19 protein-coding genes and 1 tRNA gene are annotated in these 23,524 nt (G+C 65.5%); 12 read left to right on the top strand and 8 right to left on the bottom strand.

Annotated elements, in window-relative coordinates:
• Positions 1-8 precede the first annotated feature (8 nt).
• Positions 9-1,361, bottom strand: coding sequence for a cytochrome P450 (locus ACFWFP_RS13285; RefSeq protein ID WP_379294986.1), 1,353 nt, complete (start codon positions 1,359-1,361; stop codon positions 9-11).
• A 111-nt stretch (positions 1,362-1,472) separates the two neighbouring features.
• Positions 1,473-2,066 (bottom strand): TetR/AcrR family transcriptional regulator, encoded by a 594-nt coding sequence (locus tag ACFWFP_RS13280; protein WP_379294985.1) that lies wholly within the window; start codon positions 2,064-2,066, stop codon positions 1,473-1,475.
• Positions 2,067-2,185: 119 nt separating this feature from the next.
• Between ACFWFP_RS13280 and ACFWFP_RS13275 the strand changes: the two genes are divergently transcribed.
• Genes ACFWFP_RS13275 through ACFWFP_RS13255 form a run of 5 tightly spaced genes read left to right on the top strand, consistent with a single transcriptional unit; the run spans position 2,186 to position 6,231 of the window.
• Positions 2,186-3,655, top strand: coding sequence for an aldehyde dehydrogenase (locus ACFWFP_RS13275; RefSeq protein WP_379294984.1), 1,470 nt, complete (start codon positions 2,186-2,188; stop codon positions 3,653-3,655).
• 37 nt (positions 3,656-3,692) lie between these two features.
• On the top strand, positions 3,693-4,442 hold the full coding sequence (locus ACFWFP_RS13270; protein ID WP_379294983.1) for an SDR family oxidoreductase: 750 nt from the start codon (positions 3,693-3,695) through the stop codon (positions 4,440-4,442).
• Positions 4,439-5,326: an NAD(P)-dependent oxidoreductase gene (locus ACFWFP_RS13265; protein ID WP_379294982.1), complete on the top strand. Its 888-nt coding sequence runs from the start codon at positions 4,439-4,441 to the stop codon at positions 5,324-5,326. The genes ACFWFP_RS13270 and ACFWFP_RS13265 overlap by 4 nt, the downstream gene beginning before the upstream one ends.
• Positions 5,323-5,703 carry a carboxymuconolactone decarboxylase family protein gene (locus tag ACFWFP_RS13260; protein WP_379294981.1) on the top strand — a complete coding sequence of 127 codons (381 nt, stop codon included), beginning with the start codon at positions 5,323-5,325 and terminating at the stop codon, positions 5,701-5,703. Before ACFWFP_RS13265 ends, ACFWFP_RS13260 begins: the two co-directional genes overlap by 4 nt.
• A 51-nt stretch (positions 5,704-5,754) precedes the next feature.
• The gene (locus ACFWFP_RS13255) at positions 5,755-6,231 is read left to right on the top strand and encodes a nitroreductase family deazaflavin-dependent oxidoreductase (protein ID WP_379295137.1); all 477 of its coding nucleotides are present in this window, start codon (positions 5,755-5,757) and stop codon (positions 6,229-6,231) included.
• Positions 6,232-6,235: 4 nt separating this feature from the next.
• On the opposite strand, the gene ACFWFP_RS13250 is transcribed toward ACFWFP_RS13255, so the two are convergent.
• Positions 6,236-7,072: an SDR family oxidoreductase gene (locus ACFWFP_RS13250; protein WP_379294980.1), complete on the bottom strand. Its 837-nt coding sequence runs from the start codon at positions 7,070-7,072 to the stop codon at positions 6,236-6,238.
• Between the two features lie 105 nt (positions 7,073-7,177).
• On the opposite strand from ACFWFP_RS13250, the gene ACFWFP_RS13245 reads away from it, so the two are divergent.
• Complete coding sequence (locus ACFWFP_RS13245; RefSeq protein ID WP_379294979.1) at positions 7,178-7,762, top strand: TetR/AcrR family transcriptional regulator; 585 nt, start codon at positions 7,178-7,180, stop codon at positions 7,760-7,762.
• Between the two features lie 210 nt (positions 7,763-7,972).
• Positions 7,973-8,380 (top strand): helix-turn-helix domain-containing protein, encoded by a 408-nt coding sequence (locus tag ACFWFP_RS13240; RefSeq protein WP_379294978.1) that lies wholly within the window; start codon positions 7,973-7,975, stop codon positions 8,378-8,380.
• A gap of 20 nt (positions 8,381-8,400) precedes the next feature.
• On the opposite strand, the gene ACFWFP_RS13235 is transcribed toward ACFWFP_RS13240, so the two are convergent.
• Positions 8,401-9,453, bottom strand: coding sequence for a fused (3R)-hydroxyacyl-ACP dehydratase subunits HadA/HadB (locus tag ACFWFP_RS13235; protein ID WP_379294977.1), 1,053 nt, complete (start codon positions 9,451-9,453; stop codon positions 8,401-8,403).
• A 49-nt stretch (positions 9,454-9,502) separates the two neighbouring features.
• On the bottom strand, positions 9,503-9,994 hold the full coding sequence (locus ACFWFP_RS13230) for a DinB family protein (protein WP_379294976.1): 492 nt from the start codon (positions 9,992-9,994) through the stop codon (positions 9,503-9,505).
• Positions 9,995-10,417: 423 nt separating this feature from the next.
• On the opposite strand from ACFWFP_RS13230, the gene ACFWFP_RS13225 reads away from it, so the two are divergent.
• From ACFWFP_RS13225 to ACFWFP_RS13215, 3 genes are all read left to right on the top strand, one after another.
• Positions 10,418-10,491: transfer RNA gene (locus ACFWFP_RS13225), tRNA-Pro, on the top strand.
• Between the two features lie 846 nt (positions 10,492-11,337).
• Positions 11,338-12,276 carry a DUF2510 domain-containing protein gene (locus ACFWFP_RS13220; RefSeq protein ID WP_379294975.1) on the top strand — a complete coding sequence of 313 codons (939 nt, stop codon included), beginning with the start codon at positions 11,338-11,340 and terminating at the stop codon, positions 12,274-12,276.
• Positions 12,273-13,184, top strand: coding sequence for a thermonuclease family protein (locus ACFWFP_RS13215; protein WP_379294974.1), 912 nt, complete (start codon positions 12,273-12,275; stop codon positions 13,182-13,184). The genes ACFWFP_RS13220 and ACFWFP_RS13215 overlap by 4 nt, the downstream gene beginning before the upstream one ends.
• A gap of 436 nt (positions 13,185-13,620) precedes the next feature.
• Here the strand turns inward: ACFWFP_RS13215 and ACFWFP_RS13210 are convergent, their stop codons facing one another.
• The 3 genes from ACFWFP_RS13210 to ACFWFP_RS13200 form a co-directional block, all read right to left on the bottom strand.
• Complete coding sequence (locus tag ACFWFP_RS13210; RefSeq protein WP_379294973.1) at positions 13,621-15,966, bottom strand: WD40 repeat domain-containing protein; 2,346 nt, start codon at positions 15,964-15,966, stop codon at positions 13,621-13,623.
• Positions 15,963-18,005: a hypothetical protein gene (locus ACFWFP_RS13205; protein WP_379294972.1), complete on the bottom strand. Its 2,043-nt coding sequence runs from the start codon at positions 18,003-18,005 to the stop codon at positions 15,963-15,965. Before ACFWFP_RS13205 ends, ACFWFP_RS13210 begins: the two co-directional genes overlap by 4 nt.
• A gap of 72 nt (positions 18,006-18,077) precedes the next feature.
• Positions 18,078-19,421 carry a lipase family alpha/beta hydrolase gene (locus ACFWFP_RS13200; protein ID WP_379294971.1) on the bottom strand — a complete coding sequence of 448 codons (1,344 nt, stop codon included), beginning with the start codon at positions 19,419-19,421 and terminating at the stop codon, positions 18,078-18,080.
• Between the two features lie 106 nt (positions 19,422-19,527).
• Here ACFWFP_RS13200 and ACFWFP_RS13195 point away from each other — a divergent pair, with 106 nt between their 5' ends.
• Positions 19,528-21,825, top strand: coding sequence for a WD40 repeat domain-containing protein (locus tag ACFWFP_RS13195; protein ID WP_379294970.1), 2,298 nt, complete (start codon positions 19,528-19,530; stop codon positions 21,823-21,825).
• An 842-nt stretch (positions 21,826-22,667) separates the two neighbouring features.
• Complete coding sequence (locus ACFWFP_RS13190) at positions 22,668-23,441, top strand: glycerophosphodiester phosphodiesterase (RefSeq protein WP_379294969.1); 774 nt, start codon at positions 22,668-22,670, stop codon at positions 23,439-23,441.
• The last annotated feature ends 83 nt before the right edge of the window (positions 23,442-23,524 follow it).

Below are 23,524 nucleotides of genomic sequence, written 5' to 3'. Positions count from 1 at the left end.
GCTCGCGCTCAGCGCTGCCTGCGGCGGTAGCGGACGCGGCAGGGCTGCTGCAACTGCACCACCATCTTCGAATGGTCGTTGCGGTAGGTGTCCGACGGCTGCGCGAGCTCGAACTCCCAGTCCCGCAGCAGAATCGAGAAGATCGCCTTGAGCTGCATGAGCGCGAACGGCGCGCCGACACAGCGGTGCCTGCCCGCGCCGAACGGAATCCAGGTCCAGCGGTTGAGGATGTCGTCCTGGCGCGGGTCGAGATAGCGCGCGGGATCGAAGGCGTCCGGTTCCGGGAAGTCCTCCGGAATCCGGTTGGAGACCGCGGGGGTGGCAGCCACCATGTCGCCCGGCTCGATGCGGTGCCCGCACACCTCGAACTCACCGCGGGCAAGGCGCATGAGGATGATCAGCGGCGGATGCAGCCGCAGCGTCTCCTTGAGCGCGGCCTCCAGATTCGGAATCTGGCGCAGCGCATGGTGACTCACGTCGGCGCCGTCGGCGTAGAGCTCGTCGAGTTCGGTGACCACCCCGGCCAGCGTCTCGGGGTGGCGCAGCAGTTCGATGATCGTCCACGCCGCCGTGCCCGAGGTGGTGTGGTGGCCGGCGAACATCATCGAGATGAAGATGCCGGTGATCTCGCTGGCCGAGAAACGCAGCGCCCCGTTCTCGTCCTTCACCGAGATGAGAACGTCGAGCATGTCGCGATCGTCTTTGCTCGTGGGCGGATTCGCCTCCCGCTGGTCCATGATCGCCTGCACCAGCTCGACCAGCGCCGCGCGCGCCGCGTCGCGCCGGACGAAACTCTCGATCGGCGCGTACGGGTCCACGTAGGCCAGGGCGTCGGTGCCCTGCTCGAGCTCGTGATAGAGGTGCGCGAAACGTCCGTCGAGCTGGTTGCGGAACTTCACCCCGATCAGACAGGCCGAGGAGGTGTAAATGGTCAGCTCGGCGAAGAACTCGAGCAGATCGATCTCGCCCTCGTCATCCCACTGCGCGACCATCTGATCCACTTCACGGGCGATGGTGCCCGCGTGCCCGCGCATGTGATCGGCGCGCAGCGCCTGGTTGTGCAGCATCTCCTTGCGGCGCTCGGGGGGTGCGTCGAACACCACGCCCTCACCGAAGATCGGCTTCATGAACGGGTAGGCCGCGCCCTGATCGAGATCGTCGTCGCCGGCCCGGAAGAAGAATTCATTGGCCTCGGCGCCGGACAACAGGACCACATCGCGTCCCGCCAGCTCGAAGGATCCGACATCGCCGCACTCGGCGCGAACCCGCCGCATCAGGGCGATCGGATCGGTGCGGAACTCGGCCAGGTGACCGTGCTCGTCCTCACCTCCGGACACGCGCTGCGGTTTGACCAGCGTCATTGGAAAGTCCTTCCCAGAATACTGTCCAGACACTAAATGGACATGTGTCTGGACAGTACTACGGTTTCCGGATGCGCGACAGAGTTCGGACCGAATCCGATGGCCGCCGCGCTAGGTGCCGGTGGCGGGCGCGGCCAGTAATCGGCGCGCGCAGATCTCGAGCAGGTCGGCCACCTGCGCGTAGGACAGCAGCCCCATCCCGCCCTGGAGAAGTGCCCCGGAGTACAGCAATTCGAGCGCGGCCAGGCTTTCCGGATCTTTCGTGCCGAGGGCTTCGCCGAGTCGGTGGCGGATCTCGCGGCCGATGCGCACCCGCAGATGCCGCACGTCGGGATCGTCGCCGAGCATGGCGCTGCTGACCGCTCCGGCCAGGGCGGGTTCATCGGCCACCAGCATCGAGACCTGGCGCAGGACGGCGACCACGCGCGCGGTCTGGTCGGCCTCGCCGGTCGCCAGCGGCGGCATGGCGACCAGTCGCCGCCAGAACACCTCGGAGATCAGGTGCTCCTTCGAGGAGAAATACGTATAAGCGGTGGCGGTGCCGACGCCCGCCGACGCGGCGACGAGCCGGATCGTCGTCCCCGAATAGCCCTCGCGCGACAGCACATCGACGGCGGCGACGGTCAGGCGGTCCACCGTATCGGCCTGCTTTTCGGTCAAGCGTCGTCGAGTTGCTTCGATACCGGTAGGCGCGTTTTCGGACATGTGTCTGGATGGTACTACAGCCTGGTGTACGGACCAATGAGCGAGCCATGGTCTTGCGTCTGATCGATAAACCGAACTATATTCCGTACACCTGTCCAGACACGTATCGGAGCCTCGCTATGAACGGCCTCGTCCCCGCCGAAGGCACACCACTGTTGATCGGCGGCAAGTTGATCCCGGGTGGCTCCGGTGTCTTCGCGACCATCGATCCCGCCACCGAGGAGGTGCTCGGCTACGCCGCGGACGCCTCCGGCGCCGACATGGAGGCGGCCATCGCCGCGGCGCGCACCGCCTTCGACGAGACACAGTGGTCCCGTGACCCGCGGTTTCGCGCGCACTGCCTGCGGCAACTGCGCGACGTGCTGGGCGAGCACCTCGAGGAACTGCGGGCGATCACGATCGCCGAGGTCGGCACACCGGTCATGCTGACCAGCGGCCCGCAGCTGGAAGGGCCGATCGCGGACCTGTCCTACGCCGCCGACCTGGCCGAGAACTACACGTGGGAAACCGATCTCGGCACCAGGGACCTGATGGGTATCGCCAGTCGCCGGGTGATCCGGCGCGAGGCGGTCGGCGTCGTCGGTGCCATCACGCCGTGGAACTTCCCGCACCAGATCAACCTGGCCAAGATCGGGCCCGCGCTGGCCGCGGGCAACACCGTGGTGCTCAAGCCCGCCCCGGACACACCCTGGTGCGCGGCGGTGCTCGGCCCGCTCATCGCCGAGCACACCGATATCCCGGCCGGCGTGATCAACATCGTGACCTCCTCCGATCACGGCCTCGGCGCCCAGCTGGTCCTCGATCCACGGGTGGACATGATCACCTTCACCGGCTCGACTCAGACCGGCCGCTCGGTGATGGTCGGCGCGTCGGCCACGCTCAAGCGCACCTTCCTCGAACTGGGCGGCAAGTCCGCCGCCATCGTGCTCGACGACGCCGACATCGCGGCCGCCGCGAGCTACACCGCGTTCACCGTCGCGGTCCACGCCGGGCAGGGGTGCGCCCTCACCACCCGGCTGCTGGTGCCGCGTGAGTCCTACGACGCCGCGGTCACCGCCGCGGCAGGCGCGCTGCGCGGGCTCGCCGCCGGTGACCCGAACAATCCCGGAACCGTCTGCGGGCCGGTGATTTCCGAGCGGCAGCGGGCCCGGGTGGAGCGCTACCTCGAGATCGCGCGCGCCGAAGGCGGCCGGATCGAGGTCGGCGGCGGCAGGCCCGCGGACAAAGAACGCGGGTACTTCATCGAACCGACGCTGATCAGCGGACTCGACAACACGTCGACCGTCGCGCAGGAGGAGATCTTCGGGCCCGTGCTCGTGATCATCGCGCACGACGGCGACGACGACGCGATCCGGCTGGCCAACGAATCGCCCTACGGCCTGTCGGGATCGGTGTGGGGCACCGATCCCGAGCGGCTCGACCGGGTGGTCTCGGGGGTGCGCACCGGGACCTTGAGCGTCAACGGCGGCCTCTGGTACCACGCCGACGCGCCGTTCGGCGGCTACAAGCAGTCCGGCATCGGCCGGGAGATGGGCGTCGCCGGTTTCGAGGAATACCTCGAAACCAAGCTGATCGCCACCCCCGCCTGACCTCACCGACCCCATCCACACTCAGGAGCTGAACACCATGGCACGTTTCACCGGTCGCACCGCGATCGTCACCGGCGCCGCGCAGGGCATCGGCGCGGTCTACGCCGCCGCGCTGGCCGCCGAAGGCGCCAATGTCGTTGTCGCCGACCTCAATGCCGAGCGCGGCGAGGAGGTGGCCAAGCAGATCGTCGCCGACGGCGGGGTCGCGGCCTTCCGCCGCGTCGATGTCGCCGATCCCGAATCCGCGGTCGCACTGGCGGAGTTCACCGTCGCCGAGTTCGGTGCGATCAACCACCTGGTCAACAACGCGGCCATCTACGGCGAGATGAAACTCGACCTGCTGCTCACCGTGCCGTGGGACTACTACAAGAAGTTCATGGGCGTGAACTTCGACGGCGCGCTCAATGTGACGCGTGCGGTCTGGCAGCCGATGATCGCGGCCGGCGGCGGCTCGATAGTCAACCAATCGTCCACCGCCGCATGGCTGTACTCGGGGTTCTACGGGCTGGCCAAGGTCGGTATCAACGGCCTCACACAGCAGCTCGCCACCGAGCTGGGTGGTTCGCGGATCAGGGTGAACGCCATCGCGCCCGGCCCGATCGACACCGAAGCCACCCAGACCGTCACGCCGGGAAACATGGTCAAGGACATGGTCAAGCGCATCCCGATCAAGCGGATGGGCACCCCGCAGGACCTGGTCGGCGCCTGCCTGTACCTGCTGTCCGACGAGGCGAGCTGGGTGACCGGCCAGATCCTCAACGTCGACGGCGGGCAGATCATCCGATGACGACCGAATCCGCCAGTGCCCCGGTCGGATTCATCGGACTGGGCAACATGGGCGCGCCGATCGCGCGGCGGCTGCTGGACTGGCCGGGCGGGCTCACGGTCTGCGATGTCAGGCCCGAGGTCACCGAACCGTTCGTCGCCGCGGGTGCGCGTGCGGTCGCCGAGCCCGCGCAGGTCGCGACGCACGCGCGGATCATCTGTGTGACGGTCATCGACGATGCGCAGGTGACCGAGGTGCTCACCGGACCTACGGGCATTCTGCGCACCGCGGCACCCGGCACGGTGGTCGCCGTCCACTCCACCATCAGTGATCGGACGGCGCAGGAGCTGGCCGCACGGTGCGCCGAGCACCAGGTCGAATTCGTCGACGCGCCCGTCAGCGGCGGTGCGCCCGGCGCGACCCGGGGGAGCCTGGCCGTGATGGTCGGCGGTAGTGCCGCCGCGGTGGACCGGATCCGGCCGCCGTTCGGGTGCTTCTCCGATCTCATCGTGCACGCCGGCCCGGTCGGTGCCGGAACACGAATGAAGCTGGCGCGCAACCTCCTGCACTTCATCTCGTTCACTGCCGCCACCGAGGCGCAGCGCCTGGCCGAGGCCGCCGGGCTCAGTCTCACCGCCCTCGGCACAGTGGTCCGCCACTCCGACGCGGTGACCGGGGGGCCGGGCGCGATCATGCTGCGCGACACCACCGCGCCGATCGACCCCGACGACTTCTGGTTCCCCATCCTCGGCCATGTGCGCGATCTCGGCGAGAAGGACCTCTCGCTCGCGCTCGACCTCGGCGACCGGCTCGCGGTGGACCTGCCACTGGCGCAACTCGCCCTCGCCCGCCTGGCCGACGGACTCGGCGTCGCCGAACCCGCGCTCGACAAGGAGAACTCATGACCACCACCGGAGAAACCCCCGCCGACATCCGCAAGCGCGGCCTGGCCAAGATGTCGGAGGTCTACGGCTGGGAATTCGAGGACGGCCCCGGCGAGCACTTCGCCGTCACCGCCGACCACCTGTTCGCCGACATCTGGTCGCGGCCCGCCCTGACCGTGCGGGAGCGGCGGCTGCTGCTGCTCGGGGCGCTCACCGCGCAGGGCAATGTCGACGTCGCCGAGATCCAGATCGGCGCCGCCCTGCGCAACGGGGAGCTGTCCGAGGAACAGCTGCGCGAGATCGCGCTGTTCCTGTGCCACTACGTCGGCTGGCCCGCGGGAACAAAGCTCGACGGCACCGTCGGCAAGGTGATCGCGCAGGAGCGTCGCAAGAAATGACCGACACCGTTATCGCCGATTCGCGATCGCTGTAGCGTGCGGACGATGGTTATGCCGAAGAATCAGCCGAAAGGGCTGAACTCGCCGATGACGACCCGGATCATCCGATATGGGTCGCGCGCGCAGGCGTGGGTCTACCGCCGCACCAACGGCCGCGTCGGCGGTACCTGGCGCATCGGCGCCGGGTTCCGCAACCCGGTGCCGACGCTGCTGCTCGAACATCGAGGTCGCAAGTCCGGCAAGATCTTCGCCGCGCCGCTGCTCTATCTCGTCGACGGCGAGGATCTGGTCGTCGTCGGCTCCCAGGGCGGCCTGGCGAACCATCCGCAGTGGTACCGGAATCTGCTCGCGGATCCGAACGCGCATGTCCGGGTCCGTGGCGAGCACTACCCGGTGGTGGCCCGCGTGGCCGACGCCGACGAGCGTCAGCGTCTGTGGCCCGAACTGACCGGCCTCTACGCCGATTTCGACGCCTACCAGTCCTGGACCGAACGCGAGATTCCCGTCGTGATCCTGTCTCGCACCTGAGCCCTCAGTCGGCCGCGAGCCGGTCGTCGTAGGCACGACGGGCATCGCGGTCGACATCGATGAAGGTGCGGTGCACGCCCAGCCGCCGAGCCATGAACTCACCGAACGGGCGCGGGGTCAGCTTGTTGAAGGCGGCGAGAACGCCCGCCGTCCGGGTCACCGAGACACGTCGGCGTGGCCGGGCGATCAGAGCGGCGACCGCGGCGGCGACGTCGGCCGGTTCGGCGAGCAACGCACGCGGAGCACGCGTTCCGGTGATCATCTCGGTGCGGGTGAACGTCGGCAGGACCGCGGAGAACCGCACACCGGTGCCGCGGTGTTCCAGGCGCATGGTCTCGGTGAAGCTGAGCACGGCCTGCTTGCTCGCGCAGTAGGTGGCCATTCCCGGCGTCGGGTTCTCACCCGCCATCGAGGCCATGTTCACGATGTGGCCGCGACCGCGCGCGAGCATCGGCGGCAGCGCGAGTTTGGTGCCGAGCAGGACGCCGTAGACGTTGATGTCGAGAATCCGGCGGGTGATCTCGTCGGTCTCCTCGGCGAACCGGCCGACCGGCATGATGCCCGCGTTGTTGATCAGCACATCGACAGGGCCACAAGTCTTTTCGGCCTCGGCGAGAAAGCTCGCGAACGACGCGGGGTCGGTGACATCGAGGTGCCGCGCCATGGCCACGCCGATCTCGGTCCCGGTGCTCGCGACCGTGCTCGCGTCGATGTCGCCGAGGGCGACCACCGATCCGGCCCCGGCCAGTTCGCTCGCGACCGCGCGTCCGATGCCGCGCGCACCGCCGGTGACAACGACTACTGTGCCCGCGATGGACGACACGTTCAGTGTATCAGACATGTGTCCAGATTGTATTCTGGACACGGTTACGAATCAACCCCGGCTCCCGCGTCGACATGGTGTGGGTCACCGGCGCCGGGGGACTGGCGAGTAACATCCGGACGCATGTCTGAAAGCGATTCCATCAGTCTCGAAGCGACCCGGCGCCGATTGACCGGGAAGCAGGCCGACACTGTCGAACGGCTGACCAGGGCCGCGCTGGTAGTGCTGACACGTGATGGCTTCTCCGGCATGACGATCCGGCTGGTCGCCGCGGAGGCGGGCGTCGCCACCGCGACCGCGTACACCTACTTCTCCTCCAAGGAGCACCTGGTCGCCGAGATCTTCTGGCGTCGACTGCTGGCCTCGCGCTCGCCCGCGAGCGAGGACTCCGACCCGACGGTGCGAGTACTGGCCGAGCTGCGCAACATCGCACTGCTGGTGGCCGAGGAACACGAGCTGTCCGGCGCGGTCACCGGCGCGCTGCTCGGCACGGACCCGGATGTCGAACACCTGCGCACCCGCATCGGCCTCGAGATCCGCGGCAGGCTCGCGCGCGCACTCGGGCCCGACGCCGACAACGAGGTCATCGAATGGCTCGAGATCATCTACGCGGGCGCGCTGGTGCGGGCAGGCATGGGCTACGAGTCGTACTCCGAAATCGCCGACCGCATCGAGCGGGCCGCGCTGAGGATTCTGCGCACCGCCTGACATCTGGCACATCTTCACCCGGATGCGGCCATCGGTCTGGATCTCGACCGGGCCTTCCGCGCCGACCGGACCGAATCGGCGATCGTCATATCGAACAGTCGGCCGGTAGAGATTTTGTGACGGGCGCCGCAAGTTTGCCAGGACTATTGCCGGGAACACAGTTCACGGCTCATGATGGTCTTCTGACCAACTTGATGCCGAGGAACTGCTGTGACGCACTTCGCCGCCCGCCTCAACGAACTCTTCGACAACCCCACGGGTCCGGACGTGCGTCAGTGCACAAACCGACACGTGGCGCAGATGCTCCAGGCGGCCGGTCACCGCGTCTCCGCACCCTATCTATCCCAGCTACGGTCCGGGCATCGCGACAACCCTTCACCGAAAACTGTTGCGGCGCTGGCCGAGTACTTCCAGGTCAAGCCCGATTACTTCTTCCTCGCGGCGCATCATCCCGGCGTCGACGATCACACCCTCATCCGAGCGCTCGAACTCGAAGAACCGCGCGCCCTGCTGCTGCGTGCCGTCGGCTTGTCGAGTGAAGCCATGGATATCCTCGTCGCGATGGCCGAGCGTCTCCGCGTCAGCGACAGATTGCTCGCCATTTGCCTCGACGACTGACGTGGGGTTCCGGCTGCTAACTAGCGGTCCGCGCACTGGATCACCGCGACCGCTCGTCCGAAGATCTTCCTGCCGTCCTGTTTTGCGGTGATCGCGATCGTCGCGGTCTTGCGGTCCGCATCGACCGCCTTCACTTTGCCGGTATATTCGACGATCGCCCCACTGTCGCTGACGTAGACCGGGCTGGTCAATCGCACCGCGTATTCGGTCACCACACCGGGTCCGCCCGCCCATGCGGTCACATACCCCGCGCCGATCCCGATCATCAGCATGCCCTGTGCGACAGGCCATTCCAGATTCACCGAGGCCCCCGCCGCCCTGCTCCAGTGAATGGGGTTCGGGTCACCGGCCACGCCGGCGTAGTTGACCAGGTCACCCAGTGTCACGGCCACGATCCGCGGCGGGAGCTCGTCGCCGACGGCGACGGCGCTGAACGGCAACATGTTCCGGTTCTGGTCCGCGGTCGATGCCGGGCGCGGTGGCACGGCATGCTCGGGTGCGTGGTGTTGTCGCGGAATCGACGTGCCGTGCCGGAAGTTCTGCATCAGCAGTCCGTCGCATACACGCGCTGCGGCGAGATCGACCTCCGGCCGGCCGACGAACGACGTTCGGGTGATGACGACCTCGTCGCCGTGCTGGTTCGTGACCACACACTTGAATCCGAAGATGTCGCCCCCGAACGCCTTTCGGCGCGATTCGAGTTCGACCTCGAAGCGCAACGCATCGCCGGCGAGGATCGGCCTGGTGACGGTGAGGCAGTGGTCGGTCTGCATGATCTGGCTCAGGTCATAGCCTTTGGCGACTCGATCGAACATCTCGATCTGGGCGAGAAACGCCGGGATCGAGACGAAAGTCAACGGTGCGACCAGGCCACCATAACCCTGGCCGTCAGCCGCCTGCTCGCAGCGGTGAGCGGGATGATCATCCTGCACCGCACGGGCGAACTCCCGGATCTTCTCGCGCCCGACGACATAGCAGTCGCCGGTTCGATAGGACTGCCCGACCGCCGTCGCGGAGGCGACCGAATCGGCGAGTGAATCGAGCAACCTGGAGTCGTCTGGAGTTGTCCGCACACCCAGTAAGGTAACCACTCGTTAGCCGTGCGAGTGATATTTGCTCTTCTCAGAGTGTCGCCGTCTGATCGATCTGCTCGCGCAAGATATCGCCGTGACCTGCATGGCGGGCGAATTCCTCGATCATGGCGAGCAGAGTCCACCGCATGCTGACAACCCCCTCGCGGGGATTGAGCTTGGTGTCGTCCAGATCGAACCGGGCGGCAATCGCCCGTGATCGGCCGCTCGCACGCTCGAACTCGGCGATGACGTCGGCCAGCGACTCGTCATCGGCCACGGCGAACGTGCCCTCGTCGCGTTTCGAGTACCCGTCGCACTCGGCTTCGTCGAGCCCCGCCCAGAACCGCTGGAACCAGATCCGCTCCGCGGCGGCGGCATGCTTGATCAAAGAGATCGGTGTGGTCAACGACGCGACAAGCCGCCGCCGCGCATCGCCATCGGTCAACCCGCGAGCGGTCGCGATGAGCGCCTCACGGTTGCGATCGAGCGTGTTCTCGATGAGCGCTCGCTCGGCGCCGGTGGTAATCGTGTTGGTAACCATGGACTTTCACTCCATTCTCTTGCTGATCGAAGACTCAGCGGCATCGGCCGCTCGGCGCGATGCAACTCGGTGACCCGGCGCAGCGAATCCGTTGACGGAGACGGACCAGGGGATCTACACGCTTGCCGCGGAAGGCGAGCTGAGGAAGGCGGTGCGGGACGATCTTCACCGCAACCGAGACCGGTCGAGCGCCGAAAACTCGACGCCGCCTCCCGCCAGTCTGTCATGCCACCGCACACCGCGAAACCCCGCGCATCGAACCCGGAACCAAGTGGAACCTCGACGAACTCAGCGCTCTCGTCAGCTCCGCCGCAACACTGCCGACGCTCCTCAGGATCGGCAAAAGGTGCATCTACCAGCCGATTAGTACCTTCGCCACGAGGTGAGGTAATCTTTTCGAGCACCCGGAGACGGGGGCAAGAACGGGCTGTGGCGCAGCTTGGTAGCGCACTTGACTGGGGGTCAAGTGGTCGCAGGTTCAAATCCTGTCAGCCCGACAGTGAAAACCCCCTCTGACCTGGGTCGGAGGGGGTTTCGAATTTTCGGAGATTTGACGTTTTTCGGCCAAATCCCACAGAAACCCCACGTTTTTGAACTTCGCGGCCTGCCGAAGACGCGGGAGTAGCCACCCTCGCGGCGCCCGTCGGCGAGTTCAGCGTGACTCGCTTTCACCCTCACTCGGAGGGGTTCCATGAGTCCACCGCCCTCGGTCGGCCCGCCCCAATGTTCAAGCGTATGGCGGGGACCTGACGGCTGATTCTCGGGGCGGCGACCGGTGAGCAGGAGGCATGGGAGGACCTACATCTCGGGATATGGACTGCTCAGTTGTCACGCTGCTGGCACCTATGGGCGCCGCGGCGGGGGCAGCGAGCAGGTTCGCGTGTATGACCTTGTGGCATTCGTCAGTCGGGAGGTCAATGCGAAGGAATGCGGGACCCATTGCTGCCGAACAGGATCCGAGCCTGCGATGTCAGGTAGGCGGGGAGCTGGCGTTGCTGTCTTCACCGGCACTTGGCCCTCGGCTCGACTTGGTTTCCGTCATCCGTTCTTGCCTCCGGTCGGTCGTGAGTTCTCTAGCCTGCGTGGCCACGGCCTCCCAGCGTTGGTGCTCGACGCTTGGGCGGCATGCATCGACAAGCTAAATGACCTCCAGATCGTCACCATCAACCTGGGTCGCTTTCTTACCGGAGGGGACGTTCTGGTGACCGCATCCACCTCGTCAGAAGGACCCGGGATTCGAGCCGGTTCTTCGGTCAGTTGGGCGCGAGCCGATCAAAGCCTGAGTAACAAACTGGCTCTGTACTGCGATTTTGCAGTTGTATACCGAGCGAGGTGAGCGACCGGTGGACGACCAGGAAAACGAAGGCGGCGGGCAGACCCGTGCTGCTGGGCCTCCGACCTCGAGGGCAAACCCGGCGGAGGTGCAACCGGGCCCGCCCAAACAGAGCTCGCGGACACCGCTCGCGCGGTCGATCATCGTCAAAGGCCACGACGGCACCGTCACCTTTGATGGCTGGTGGATCGAAATACAACGCACCGGTGGCCTCGCAAGGATCTCGGCCAAGATCAACTCCTTCGAGTCGAAGTGTTTCCCGATCAGCCGTGTCGAGCAAGTCGTGTGGAATCGCCCGTCGATGCTGGTCAATGGGTATCTGGAATTCGTGGTCAGGGGCGAGCAACGTCTCCACGGCAAGATCACGGCGGCCGTGGCCAATCCCTACGCTGTTCTGGCGACAAAGCAGATGGCCAAAGATTTCGAGCCGCTGTATGCGGCACTGTTGGAAGCGCTCGCCGACAGCCGCCCCACCGGGACCCCACTGGTTCGGCACACCTCGCACGAGTCCGCGAAGGCGGTCTCAGTATCTGTTGCTGCACTAGCGGGGTGGTACCCGGACTCCGCTAACCCGGAGGTCCTGCGCTGGTGGGATGGTCGGGCGTGGACCGAACACATCACTGCCACCGCGAGCTACAGACCTGGCACCGAGACAGTCCGCGGCACTGAGCGCGCGGGCACCGGTAGACGTGTCGAGCATGCGCCTCGTCGGCACCTGACTATGTTCGCGTGGGCCGGTCTGGCTCTTGGAACCTTGTTCGCATCCGCCGCCGCCGTCGACGTCGAGATCGGGATCTTCCTGCTGTTCGGTGCCTTGGCTGGGTGGTGCGGCTGGTGGCTCATCCGCCGCGATCGCGAACAGGACCGAGCCGAGCAGGAATCCTTCGGGGCACCAGCTGATCGGCACGGTCGGCAACCGCTTCCGAACCGGCCGAGGAGGGTCCGATGACGGGCACCGCGAAGATGGTCGTCGCTGTCGCGGGTGTGGCGGCGCTGGCAGGTATCGGCATCGGGCTGGCCCCGGACCAGGAGCGTTCTTCGGTTTCCAACAGCACCAGCTCAGCGCCGGTCACGACCGTCACTCCATCGGCACAGTTCGTCTCTCCCACAGTCGAATCCGACGATGTGAGCACCACCTCCGGACAGTCGAATGAAGGTATTGCCATCGCACCGACGGGGGTGCCGGCCGACGCGCAGCAAGCCGTGGTTCGGCGCATTGTCGATGGCGACACGCTCGCGGTAGCCGCGGTGACAGCGGGCGCGGCATTGGCCTCTACCAGCACGGTCGACGTTCGACTGCTCGAGATCAACGCGCCGGAGACAAAGGATCCGAACACGCCGGTCCAGTGTTTCGGCCCGGAAGCGACCGCGGAACTTACGCGCCTCGCACCGGTCGGGTCAACGGTGTGGGTGCAGCGCGATCAGGAGTTGCGTGATCGGTACGGCCGATACTTGCTGTACATATGGGATCCCCGAGGCGAGTTCGTCAACCTATCGCTGGTGCAGTCCGGTCATGCCGAAGCGGTCCTGTACCAACCCAATGACAAACACTGGTCGATGATCAGCGCTGCGGAGCCGACCGCGCGAGCAACGAACGCCGGAGGGTGGGGGACATGCCCGGTATTCGGAGACCGTGCACAGGAGATGGTGACCACTCAGCCACCGGCACCAGCCCCGCAGAATGCGCCACCACCACCGCCACCTTCACAGCCACCTGCGCAGACTGGTCTTCCGAATCAGCGGATGGGCCCCGATACCGACTGCAGCGACTATCCGGGGCCTGTTGTTGTTGCGCCCGGAGATCCGCATCGGCTCGACAGGGACGACGACGGCATCGGATGCGACGCCAACGGCTAGAAGATCGGCCGTGACCAGGCCGCCGAATGAAGGTCGACTCCTGGACCATGCTGACCACTCAGCCGTGTGTTTCCACCAGGTGATGCTCCGCAGGCGCAGCCGGAGAAGTGTTTGCGCAGGCAACGCGGCATGGATTTCCTAGACCAGGCGGGCGCCCGTGTGGGGTGCGTGTTTGGTACCGATCGCGGTGAGTTTGCGTCGACCCGCGGCCCTGATTCTTCGCGCAGTTCGCGTTCGCAGTTCGCGGCGAACCACTTGATCAACGTAGAACCGCTGGGCACCGCGGGTGGCGAGTCCGCGGCGCACGGCGATGCCGCAGGAAGGGCAGCTCTGGGCCAAGAGGATCTGATCGTGTGGACAGCACACGGCGATCCCCAGGCGCCACCACAGTTTCCAGATGCAGTTGGCCACTATTTTGTCACCGCCACTCACCGTTTCACAGCAGTGCCACTCGTCCTTCTGATGAGGCCAAGGCTCTCAGGTGAATCTCGCTTGAACCGCTAGCCAATAGCAACGAACGATCGGCGCGGACCCCGAACGCCACAGCAAACACCTCGCCAGTGTGGCCGGTCAACGTGGGCCCGACCGTTTGTTCGGTCTCGGGATCCCACACCCGCACTGTGCCGTCGCCGCTGCCGGAGGCCAACAGCGAACTCCCGTCGGGGCACGACCCGAACGCCACCGACCACACCGGGCCGGCGTGTCCGGTCAACGGCGACCCAACTGGTTGCCCGGTCTCGAAGTCCCACAACCGCACCGTGTTGTCGATGCTGCCGCTGGCCAACAGCAGGCTCCCGTCAGGGCGCGAACCGAACGCCACCGATCGCACTGGGCCGCTGTGACCGATCAGCGGTGACCCGACTGGTTGCCCAGTAGTGGTGTCCCAAACTCGCACCGTGCAATCGTGGCTGCCGCTGGCCAACAACAGGCTCCCGTCGGGGCGCGAACCGAACGCCACCGACCACACCCAGCCGGTGTGGCCTGTCAGTGGTGGCACGACCGGTTCCCCGGTCTCAGGATCCCACACCTGCACCGTGTCATCGTGGAGGCCGCTGGCCAACAACAGGGTCCCGTCGGGGCGCGCACCGAACGCCACCGACAACCCCGACTCATTGTCGTGGCCGGTCATCGGTGATTCGACCTTTCGCCCGGTCTCAAAGTCCCAGACCTGCACCGTGTCATTGGCGCTGCCGCTGGCCAGCAACAGGGTCCCGTCGGGGCGCGCACCGAACGCCACCGACCGCACCCAGCCGGGACCGGTAACCGGCAACCCGATCGGTCCCCCGGTCTCGGGATCCCACGCCTGCACCGTGCGATCATCGCTGCCGGAAGCCAGCAACAAACTCCCGTCGGCGCGCGCACCGAACGCCACCGACCGCACGGGGCCGGTGTGGCCGGTCAGTGGTGACCCAGTCGTTCCCCCGGTCTCCAAGTCCCAGACCCGAACCGTGTCGTCGTGGCTGCCGCTGGCCAGCAGCAGGCTCCCGTGGGTGCGCGAACCGAACGTCACCGACCGCACCGGCCCGCTATGGCCGGTCAACGGCGACCCGACCGGCGCCTCGGTCTCGGGGTCCCATACCCGCACCGTGCGGTCGTCGCTCCCGCTGGCCAGCAGCAGGCTCCCGTCCGCGCGCGCCCCGAACGCCACCGACCACACCCAGCCGGTGTGGCCCGTCAACGTCGGCCCCACGGGTGATCCGGTCCCGGTATCCCACAACCGCACCGCACGATCGTGGCTCCCGCTGGCCAGCAGCAGGCTTCCGTCCGCGCGCGCCCCGAACGCCACCGACGACACCACACCTGTGTGGCCCGTCAACGTCGGCCCGACCGGTTGTCCGGTCTCGGGATCCCACACCCGCACCGTGTAGTCACGGCTGCCGCTGGCCAGGAGCAGGCTTCCGTCCGCGCGCGCACCGAACGCCACCGACCGCACCGGGCCGCTGTGGCCGGTCAACGGCTCCGACCGCACTATGCCAGCGTGCCTGATCGTCGGCGGCCCGACCCGTCTCCCGGTCTCGGGATCCCACACCCGCACCGTGCCGTCATCGCTGCCACTGGCCAACAGCAGGCTTCCGTCCGCGCGCGCCCCGAACGCCACCGACCACACCGCGCCGCTGTGGCCCGTCCACGTAGGCCCGACCGGTTGTCCGGTCTCGGGATCCCACACCCGCACCGTGGCGTCATCGCTGCCACTGGCCAACAGTAGGCTTCCGTCCGCGCGCGCCCCGAACGCCACCGACCACACCGGGCCGGTGTAGCCGGTCAACGGTGCCCCAACCGGTTGCCCGGTCTCGAAGTCCCACAACCGCACCGTGCCGTCGATGCTGCCACTCGCCACCAGCAGGCTCCCGTCGGCGCGCGGACCGAACGCCACCGCATTTACCTCGCCGACGTGGCCGGGGAGTGTGCGGTGCAGGGCGGTGCTCGAGGAGGTTGTCGCGTGTGGTTTCCAGGGGTGTTCTGGTGTGGTGGTGAGGCTTTGAATTGCTTGTGGTTCGTCGCGGAGGGCGTAGGCGTGCAGGATGGTGGCGCGTTCGACAGGGTCGGTTGTGGTGCGCAGGGTATCGAGTGCGCGACGCAGCAGTCGAGTGATCGGGGTATCGGGCAGGTCGTGGCCTGTGAGTGCCAGGCTGAGGCGGTCGATATCGGTGTAAAGCCAGAATCGGGTGTCGCGCAGCAGTTCTGGGAGAACATCGCCTGTCGCTGCGTGTCCGGACAGGTGTCGGCGCAGGTAGGGGTTGGTGTGCGCCCAATCGCGTTGAGGTTGTTGTGGGGTGGTCATGAGGGGTATGTGAGGTCGAGGAGTGTGTGGGTGATGGTGCGTTGGACCCAGGCGTGGTCGATGTTTAGTTGGAAGTAGTCGTTGAATGCTTGGTGGTAGAGGCGGTAAACGGTTTGGCCGTCTTCGCCGGATTCGATGATGTGGGCTCCGGCGTGTTCGAGGACCCAGGCTATGTCTTGTTCGGTGTAAGTGATGCCGGGGCGCGAGAGCGCGTTGGCGAGGGCGAGCCAAATGTCGCGGCGGGGCAGCCCGGCGCCTTGGGCCCATGCGAGTGGAGCCAGGAGGTCGTAGACGCGGTCCCGATCGGATCCGTAATGGGTAAGGTCTGCCTCGAAAGCTTCCCTGACTCCGCCGTTCAACAACCCGTCGGCGTCGCTGGTGATGAGGTCGAGGGGCGTATCGCGGTTGATCAGGGCCCGGGCGATAAGACGAGCGAACAGGAAAATGCCGTTGCTGTGGGCGGCGATGATCCCTGCGGTGGTTCCGGCGAGGGAGATGTCACCGCGGTAGGGAGAGGAAGTAGCGGGGTCGAGCAGGCGGTTGGTGAGATAAGTGGTGATGGCGTGGGTAGATCCGGGGTCGATGTCGAGGCGGATAACCCGGCTGGATTCGGTGGTCAAGGCGCGGATCAGTGGTCCGTCTGCGGTCCAAGGACCATCGGGTGTGATGGCTCGGTTTCCGGGGTCTTCGCGGTTGGGGCGTGTTCCGACAATGACACGCACGCGGGGTTGAGCGGCGAGGGCAGCGAGCAGGTCGACCGCTATGCGGGATTGGTCAGCGGGGTATGCCTCATCGAGGGCGTCGAGCAGGATCGTGACCGGGTGACCGTTTCGTTCGGCAAGGGCGGCGATCCGCTCGACCAGGGGGCCGGGCTCTTGCCATCCGCCTCCCGGTGGGGTGAGCTCAAGCGCATCGCCGAGGAAGGCGACGCATTCCTGCAGGGTGTGTTGTTTGGCATGGATTCCGGCATCGATAGCACCCTCGGGAGGAAGATCGATGTCTGCGAGGTGGCTGATTTTGTCAGCGGCTTCCCTGTGGTAGTCGGGGGTGGACATCGCGGCCAACCAACCGAGTAGTGCGGATTTGCCGGAGCCCGGCGGGCCGGTGATCACGAGCATGCCGTCGCCGGTGGACAACCAGTCTGTGATGCGGGCTTGTGGAGCGGGGCGAGGCGCGTAGTACCAGCCATCGGCGCTGGGGGTGTCGATGCCGCGGAACTTGACCAGGAAGTGTTCGAGTAGATCGGTGTCGGCGAAGGCCCGTTCGCGCAAGGTATCGACGGTGACGTCGGGGCGGTGCGGGTGGTGGCGTACGTTCTCGAAAAAGGGGAAAAACCCGTCGACGGCGCGTTCTTGGGCGAAGTCAGGCCGTTGATCGGCGCCGCTGTTGTGCAGGTGGACACAAAGGGCCTTGTAGAGTTCGGTCGGAGTGATCAGCCTGTCACGGGCCGTCCAGCCGTGGTAGGTGTCGGTCGGTGGTGGTGGGCCTTCGGACAGGATGTGATCCAACGCGGCGGCGAAGACCCCGTCACGGGCGAATTCTTTCGTCCGTGCTGAACTCAGCACCGCAAGCCCGGGTTCATGGCCGAGGGCGAATTCGCGATCCTGAACTGTGTTTCTGAAAGCATTGACGATTGCCCCGACACCGACACCGCCTTTGCACACGTCGAGGATGACGACGATCTCCACCGCAGAACGCGAGGCCAAGAGTTGCCCCAGGTCGCGCCCGGAGACTTTCGTGAACGGGTGGTCGTGGTAATAATCGCCACAGAACAAGGCGATGTCGTCACCGAGTTCCTGGGCGTGGCCGGTCCAGTACAACAACAACCGCCGCGCGGACGGTTTCCACCCGGTCAGCCACTGCTGCACTTGCGTGGCGGTGGTGTCGCCCTCGCGCAAGTCTTCGGAGAACCCCAGGCTCCGCAGGACCGCGGCGACTTTGGCGGCATGCTTGTCGATATCGGGAAGGTTCAGTGTCGGGTCGTGGTAGTCGCCGATGACGACCGTCGCGAACCGTCCGTGAACGTCGGTTTCCTCCATCTGCTCCTACGCCCTCTGTCGCTGGCTTTCCGGTATGGGCTATCGACGCTCGTAGTTGTGATAGGCCGGGTGTCACACAGCGGTGATGAGATCCTCGACGTACGCCCGCGGTTTTTTGGTGATCTCTTCGACCCTGACCTGCCACACGCCCGCTGGCAGCGTCACGACCGTCTGGTAACGGCGCCCGCTTGCATCCGGTCGCACTGGGACAGGCGTGTCGCACGGTTTGTCGTCGGCGTCGAACACGCTGGCCTGCAACCGCAGATTCGCTGACTCACTGGTCACTACGAGCTCGACCGGTTCGTCGGCCGCGGTGACTTCGGGTAGATGCAATGACAGTTCGTCGAGCGGAGCGAGGATGGCGGCGAGTTCACGGGAATTGGCCTTGGCGATCACATCGTCAAGCAGATCCCGATGCTTGGCCAACGGGCCGTGTTTGGCTGGACGGAACGAGGCATTCTCGTCGCGTGCCCACTCCGAGGGGACCGCGCTGAACGATGGCACCGTTCCGTCTCCGCGGTGATCGATACCTTGCTGAGTCTGCTGGAATCCGATCTCGGTGCCGTTGACCGTGATGCTCTGGTCGGTGGTCTGGAGCTTGCCCGCGAACACATGCAGCGCATACTGTCCGCCACCGTTGCGGGCAACAGCTTCGTCCAACTCGTCGTGGAAGCGGCGACCGCGCACCACCATGTCGGTCGGCAGACCGGGGATCTCGATCTCGGTCAGACTCAATGGTTCCGAGTCCGGACCGGTGTCGACGCAGCGGTAGGTGGGTAGCAGTTCAGCCACCGACGGAAACGTCTCCGCCACCCGGGCAACCCGTTCTCCCAAGCCGGGAATCCGGGGATACAGACCACCGGTCACCGCTTTCACCGCTTTGACCGACCCGCTGAACGGGGTACCGATCGTGATCAACCGGGCCGCGTACGCGCTGCCACCCAGCACCTCCAGGTAGTAGCGGGTGATCAGCCCACCCATCGAGTGACACACAAAACTCACTTTGCTGCCGGGGAATCGGCGCAACGCTTCGTTGACAAACTGCTGCAACTGTGACGCCGTGTAGGCATTCGGTAGCCGCCAGTCGTAAGCGAATGTGAGCACTCGTCCTGGGAGAGCTTTTTCCAGTCGATCGATCAAACTGCCGTACCCGGACCCATGCCAGAATCCTGGCCAAACGTGCAGTCCCCGAATCACTTCCGGTGACTCCAACGCCAACCCCTCATACTCACCTGGGTCACCGGCCACAGGCGGCAGCCGCAACTCGTCGAGGACGTCGCTGGTATGCAGCACCCCCCGGCGCAACGCCGCGGCCGACAAACTCCACAACTCACGCTGGCCGTGAGCAAGCACGCTACCGGTGATACCCGGCACAACTACCACAACATCAGCGCTCATAGAAATCTCGTTTCCCACCTCGATAAGTCCACCCGGCGCAGCCAAAACTAGCCCACTACAACCGATCCCGCCCGACAATCACCACACACCCACCGAGGGCCAACCAGCAAGAGGGACTACCCGGATGAACCCACCACCCGAACGTGACATCCGCCGCCGCGACTGGGCCCACGCCAACCCCTACCTTCACCGATACCTGGCATCACACGCCGCAGCCGGGGAGGTCATCGACGAACTCCTCGACGACTCCCGCTACCTGCTCTACACCGACATCCGCCGCTTCGCCCGCGCCCTCGCAATCACCGACACCGAACACCACCCCAACGCGCGATTGTTCTGGCGCAGCCTCGCAGACCTCACCACAACCACCGACCCCACTCAACGCGCCTCCATCCTCCAAAACACCGCCGCCCGAGACGAACCCAGCAGCGCCGAACTGCTGAACACCTACCCCGAACGCTTGACACGCCTCACATGGACAACCGCAACACCGCGGTCCTTCCACCGCCCACTCCCCGGCCACACCGGCTGGGTGCGGTCGGTGGCATTCGGAACCCGCGCCGACGGGAGCCTGCTGCTGGCCAGCGGCAGTACCGATCGCACTGTGCGACTGTGGGACTCCGAGACCGGGGAACCGGTCGGGTCGCCGTTGACCGGCCACACCAGCACGGTGAACACGGTGGCCTTCGGAACCCGCGCCGACGGGAGCCTGCTGCTGGCTGCCGGCGGCCACGATGGCTCAGTGCGGGTGTGGGACCCCAGGACCGGGCTACCGGTCAGGCTGTGGTTGACCGGCCTCACCTGCCCGGTGTGGTCTGTGGCGTTCGGGGCTCGTGCCGACGGGCGCCTATTGCTGGCCAGCGGCAGCGACGATGGCTCGGCGCAGGTGTGGGACTCCGAGACCGGACATCCCATGGGGGCACCGTTGACCGGGCACTCCAGCACCGTACGGTCGGTGGCATTCGGGGCCCGCACCGACGGGAGCCTGCTGCTGGCTTCCGGCAGCGCTGATGGCACGGTGCGGGTATGGGATTCCGCGACTAGACAACCGGTGGGGACACCGTTGACCGGCCACGCCGGCACGGTGTACGCGGTGGCTTTCGGAGACCGCGCCGACGGGAGCCTGCTGCTGGCCAGCGGCAGCCACGACGGCACGGTGCGGGTGTGGGACCCCGAGACCGGGGAAACGGTGGGGACACCGTTGACCGGCCACAGCGGCCCGGTGTACGCGGTGGCTTTCGGGGCTCGTCGCGACGGGAGCCTGCTGCTGGCCAGCGGCAGCCACGACGGCACGGTGCGGGTGTCGGACTCCGAGACCGGGGAAACGGTGGGGACACCGTTGACTGGCCACACCAGCGAGGTGACATCGGTGACGTTCGGTGCCCGAGCGGACAGGAGCCTGCTGCTGGCCAGCGGCAGCCACGATCGCATGGTGCGGGTATGGGGGGACCCCGAAACTGGACAACCGGTCGGGTCGCCGTTGACTGGCCACACCAGCGAGGTGACATCGGTGACGTTCGGGGCCCGAGCCGACGGGATCCTGCTGCTGGCCAGTGGCAGCAACGATGGCTCGGTGCGTTTGTGGGACTCCGAGTCAGGGCTACCGGTCAGGACACCGTTGATCGGCCACATCGGCGCGGCGAACGTGATGGCGTTCGGGGTCCGCAGCGACGGGAGCATGTTGCTGGTCAGCCGCGGCTACTCTGGTTCAGCGTGGATGTGGGACTCCAAGACCGGGCAACGTCCGTGGTTGAACGGCCCGGTGTGGTCGGCGGCGTTCGGAATCCGTGCCGACGGGAGTCTGCTGCTGGCCAGCGGCAGAGACGATGGCACGGTGCGGGTATCGAACACCGAGACTAGAAGGCTAGCGGAGATAACGTACAGCGGCCACAGCGGCCCGGTGTACGCGGTGGCTTTCGGGGCTCGTGCCGACGGGAGCCTGCTGCTGGCCAGCGGCAGCGCCGATGGCACGGTGCGGGTATGGGATCCGCAGACCAGACAACCCGTCGGGATGCCGTTGACCGGACACAGCGGCCCGGTGCGGTCGCTGGCATTCGGCACCCGCACCGATGGAGGCCTGCTGCTGGCCAGCGGCAGCGATGATGGCACGGTGCGGTTGTGGAATCCTGCCACCGGGCAACCGGTCGGACCGCCGTTGACCGACCACACCGGCGCGGTGTACGCGGTGGCGTTCGGAGCCCGCGCCGACGGAAGCCTGCTGCTTGCCTCCGGCAGCGCTGATGGCACGGTGCGATTGTCGGATCCCGAGACCGGGCAACCGGCTGGACCGCCGTTGACCGACCACATCGGCACGGTGTACGCGGTGGCGTTCGGGGCTCGTGCCGACGGGCGCCTGCTGCTGGCCAGCGGAGGCAATCAGCTCAACGTCGAAATGATCCTGCCCCGCGAGCATCACCCATGACGGACCCGCAGTAAGTCGTGCCCAGGCGTTCGGTGCCTAGGTCTGCCCGTATGGACTACCCACAGACGCCACTGCCGCCTGGAGAGGACAACGCTCTCAGATGAATCTCGCTCGATCCGCTGGCCAACAGCAGACTCCCGTCGGCGCGGGTCCCGAATGCCACCGAAAAGACCGTGCCGGTGTGGCCAGTCAACGACCCGACCACAGTAGCAGACTTATGGAATATTCCTTTGCTCGTTGATCTCGTGGTCAATTCTGTTCGAATGCGTCTGCTTTGCAGAAGTAGCCCACGTCGACCTCTGGTTCAAAATGATCCGCTTAAGCGATTCCCGGATCGCTACGTTTGGGGTTCCAGGATCTTTCGCATCGAGCTCCAACACGTCCAAGTCATAGAAAGCAGTCCTATTCGAATGCCACTTTTCTTCGAACCCGCCAATGATGCTTAGAGTCGTTAGGAGTGCGGCAAACGAAGCGCAAATGGTTGCCAGGTTCCCTAACGGCGCTTCAGGTATCTGTAGCGCTAGCGCTGCACTGGCACTCAAGCTAGTTGCACCGATCAGACAAAAATGGTATGTAGTCGCCCAGCCGGCGGAGCCTCGTCGGTACTTCTTGCGCATTTGTTGTAGCTCACTGATAAGATCCGACCGTTGATCGGCGTCAAAGTTGTCGGCTGTGTCGCTGTTAGTCACATTGATCATCCTGACGGAAACAAGCTTCCAAGGGAAGGGCTGCGGGAGGGACTGTAGGTTGCACGTCCTCAGCGCGACCCCCCCGCGAGAGCTGACCTCGGTGCCGCTTGCGGCGCGATCACGTTTTCCGCACGCGTCGAAAGGTCACGGCTTGTGATTCACCACAGGTTACATCCATTTCTAGACTCGCCAACACCGATCGCTTTTGCACATAGGGGGGATGCCACTCATGCTCCGGAGAACACACTTCCCGCTTTCGAAGCTGCCGCGCGCCTCGGCTATCAATATGTCGAAACAGACGTTCACGTAACTAGTGATGGAGTTGTTGTCGCTTTCCATAATCAACGTCTCGACGGTTCCACTAATTGCACGGGAAGGATCGATGAGCTACCGTGGTCAAAGCTTCGGACGGTACTCGTCGATCATCGTGAGAATATTCCAACTTTGGAAGAAATCCTAAGAACCTGGCCGGAAATGCGAATCAATATTGATGTCAAGAGTGATGCGGCTGTAGCTCCATTGGTCGATTTAATAGTCAAGTGCAACGCAAGCCACAGGGTTTGCATCGGTAGCTTTCGCGAACATCGTGTTCGCAGCATTCGCTCGGCGTTGGGTGAAGACGCATGTACTTCTATGGGCCCATGGGCCGCCATTCGCCTGCGCCTTTCTGCATATGGCTTCCCGTTACCGATTGCCGAGGTGCAGTGCGCCCAACTGCCTGCTCGGCCATGGAAGCTGAAATTCATCGACCCAAATGTAGTTGAACTTGCACATAGGCGCGGCATCAAGGTTCATGCGTGGACGGTCAATGAGAAGGATGAGATGACCAGGCTCCTCGACGCCGGAGTGGATGGCATCATGACTGACAGGCCGATGCTACTACGCACGATACTCAAAGATCGCAACCTGTGGCCGGGGCAGCAGTGAACCACATTCGCGGCAGTTCCCAAGTGGCGCGAAAAGTGCCCCAGACGAACCGATCACAAAGTATGAGATTCAAACCGCCAAGG

The sequence above is a fragment of the Nocardia sp. NPDC060249 genome (assembly GCF_042728755.1).
Taxonomy (GTDB): Bacteria; Actinomycetota; Actinomycetes; order Mycobacteriales; family Mycobacteriaceae; genus Nocardia.
Note: the sequence above shows the minus strand (reverse complement) of the source record. Positions and strands in the feature narration are given on the sequence as shown.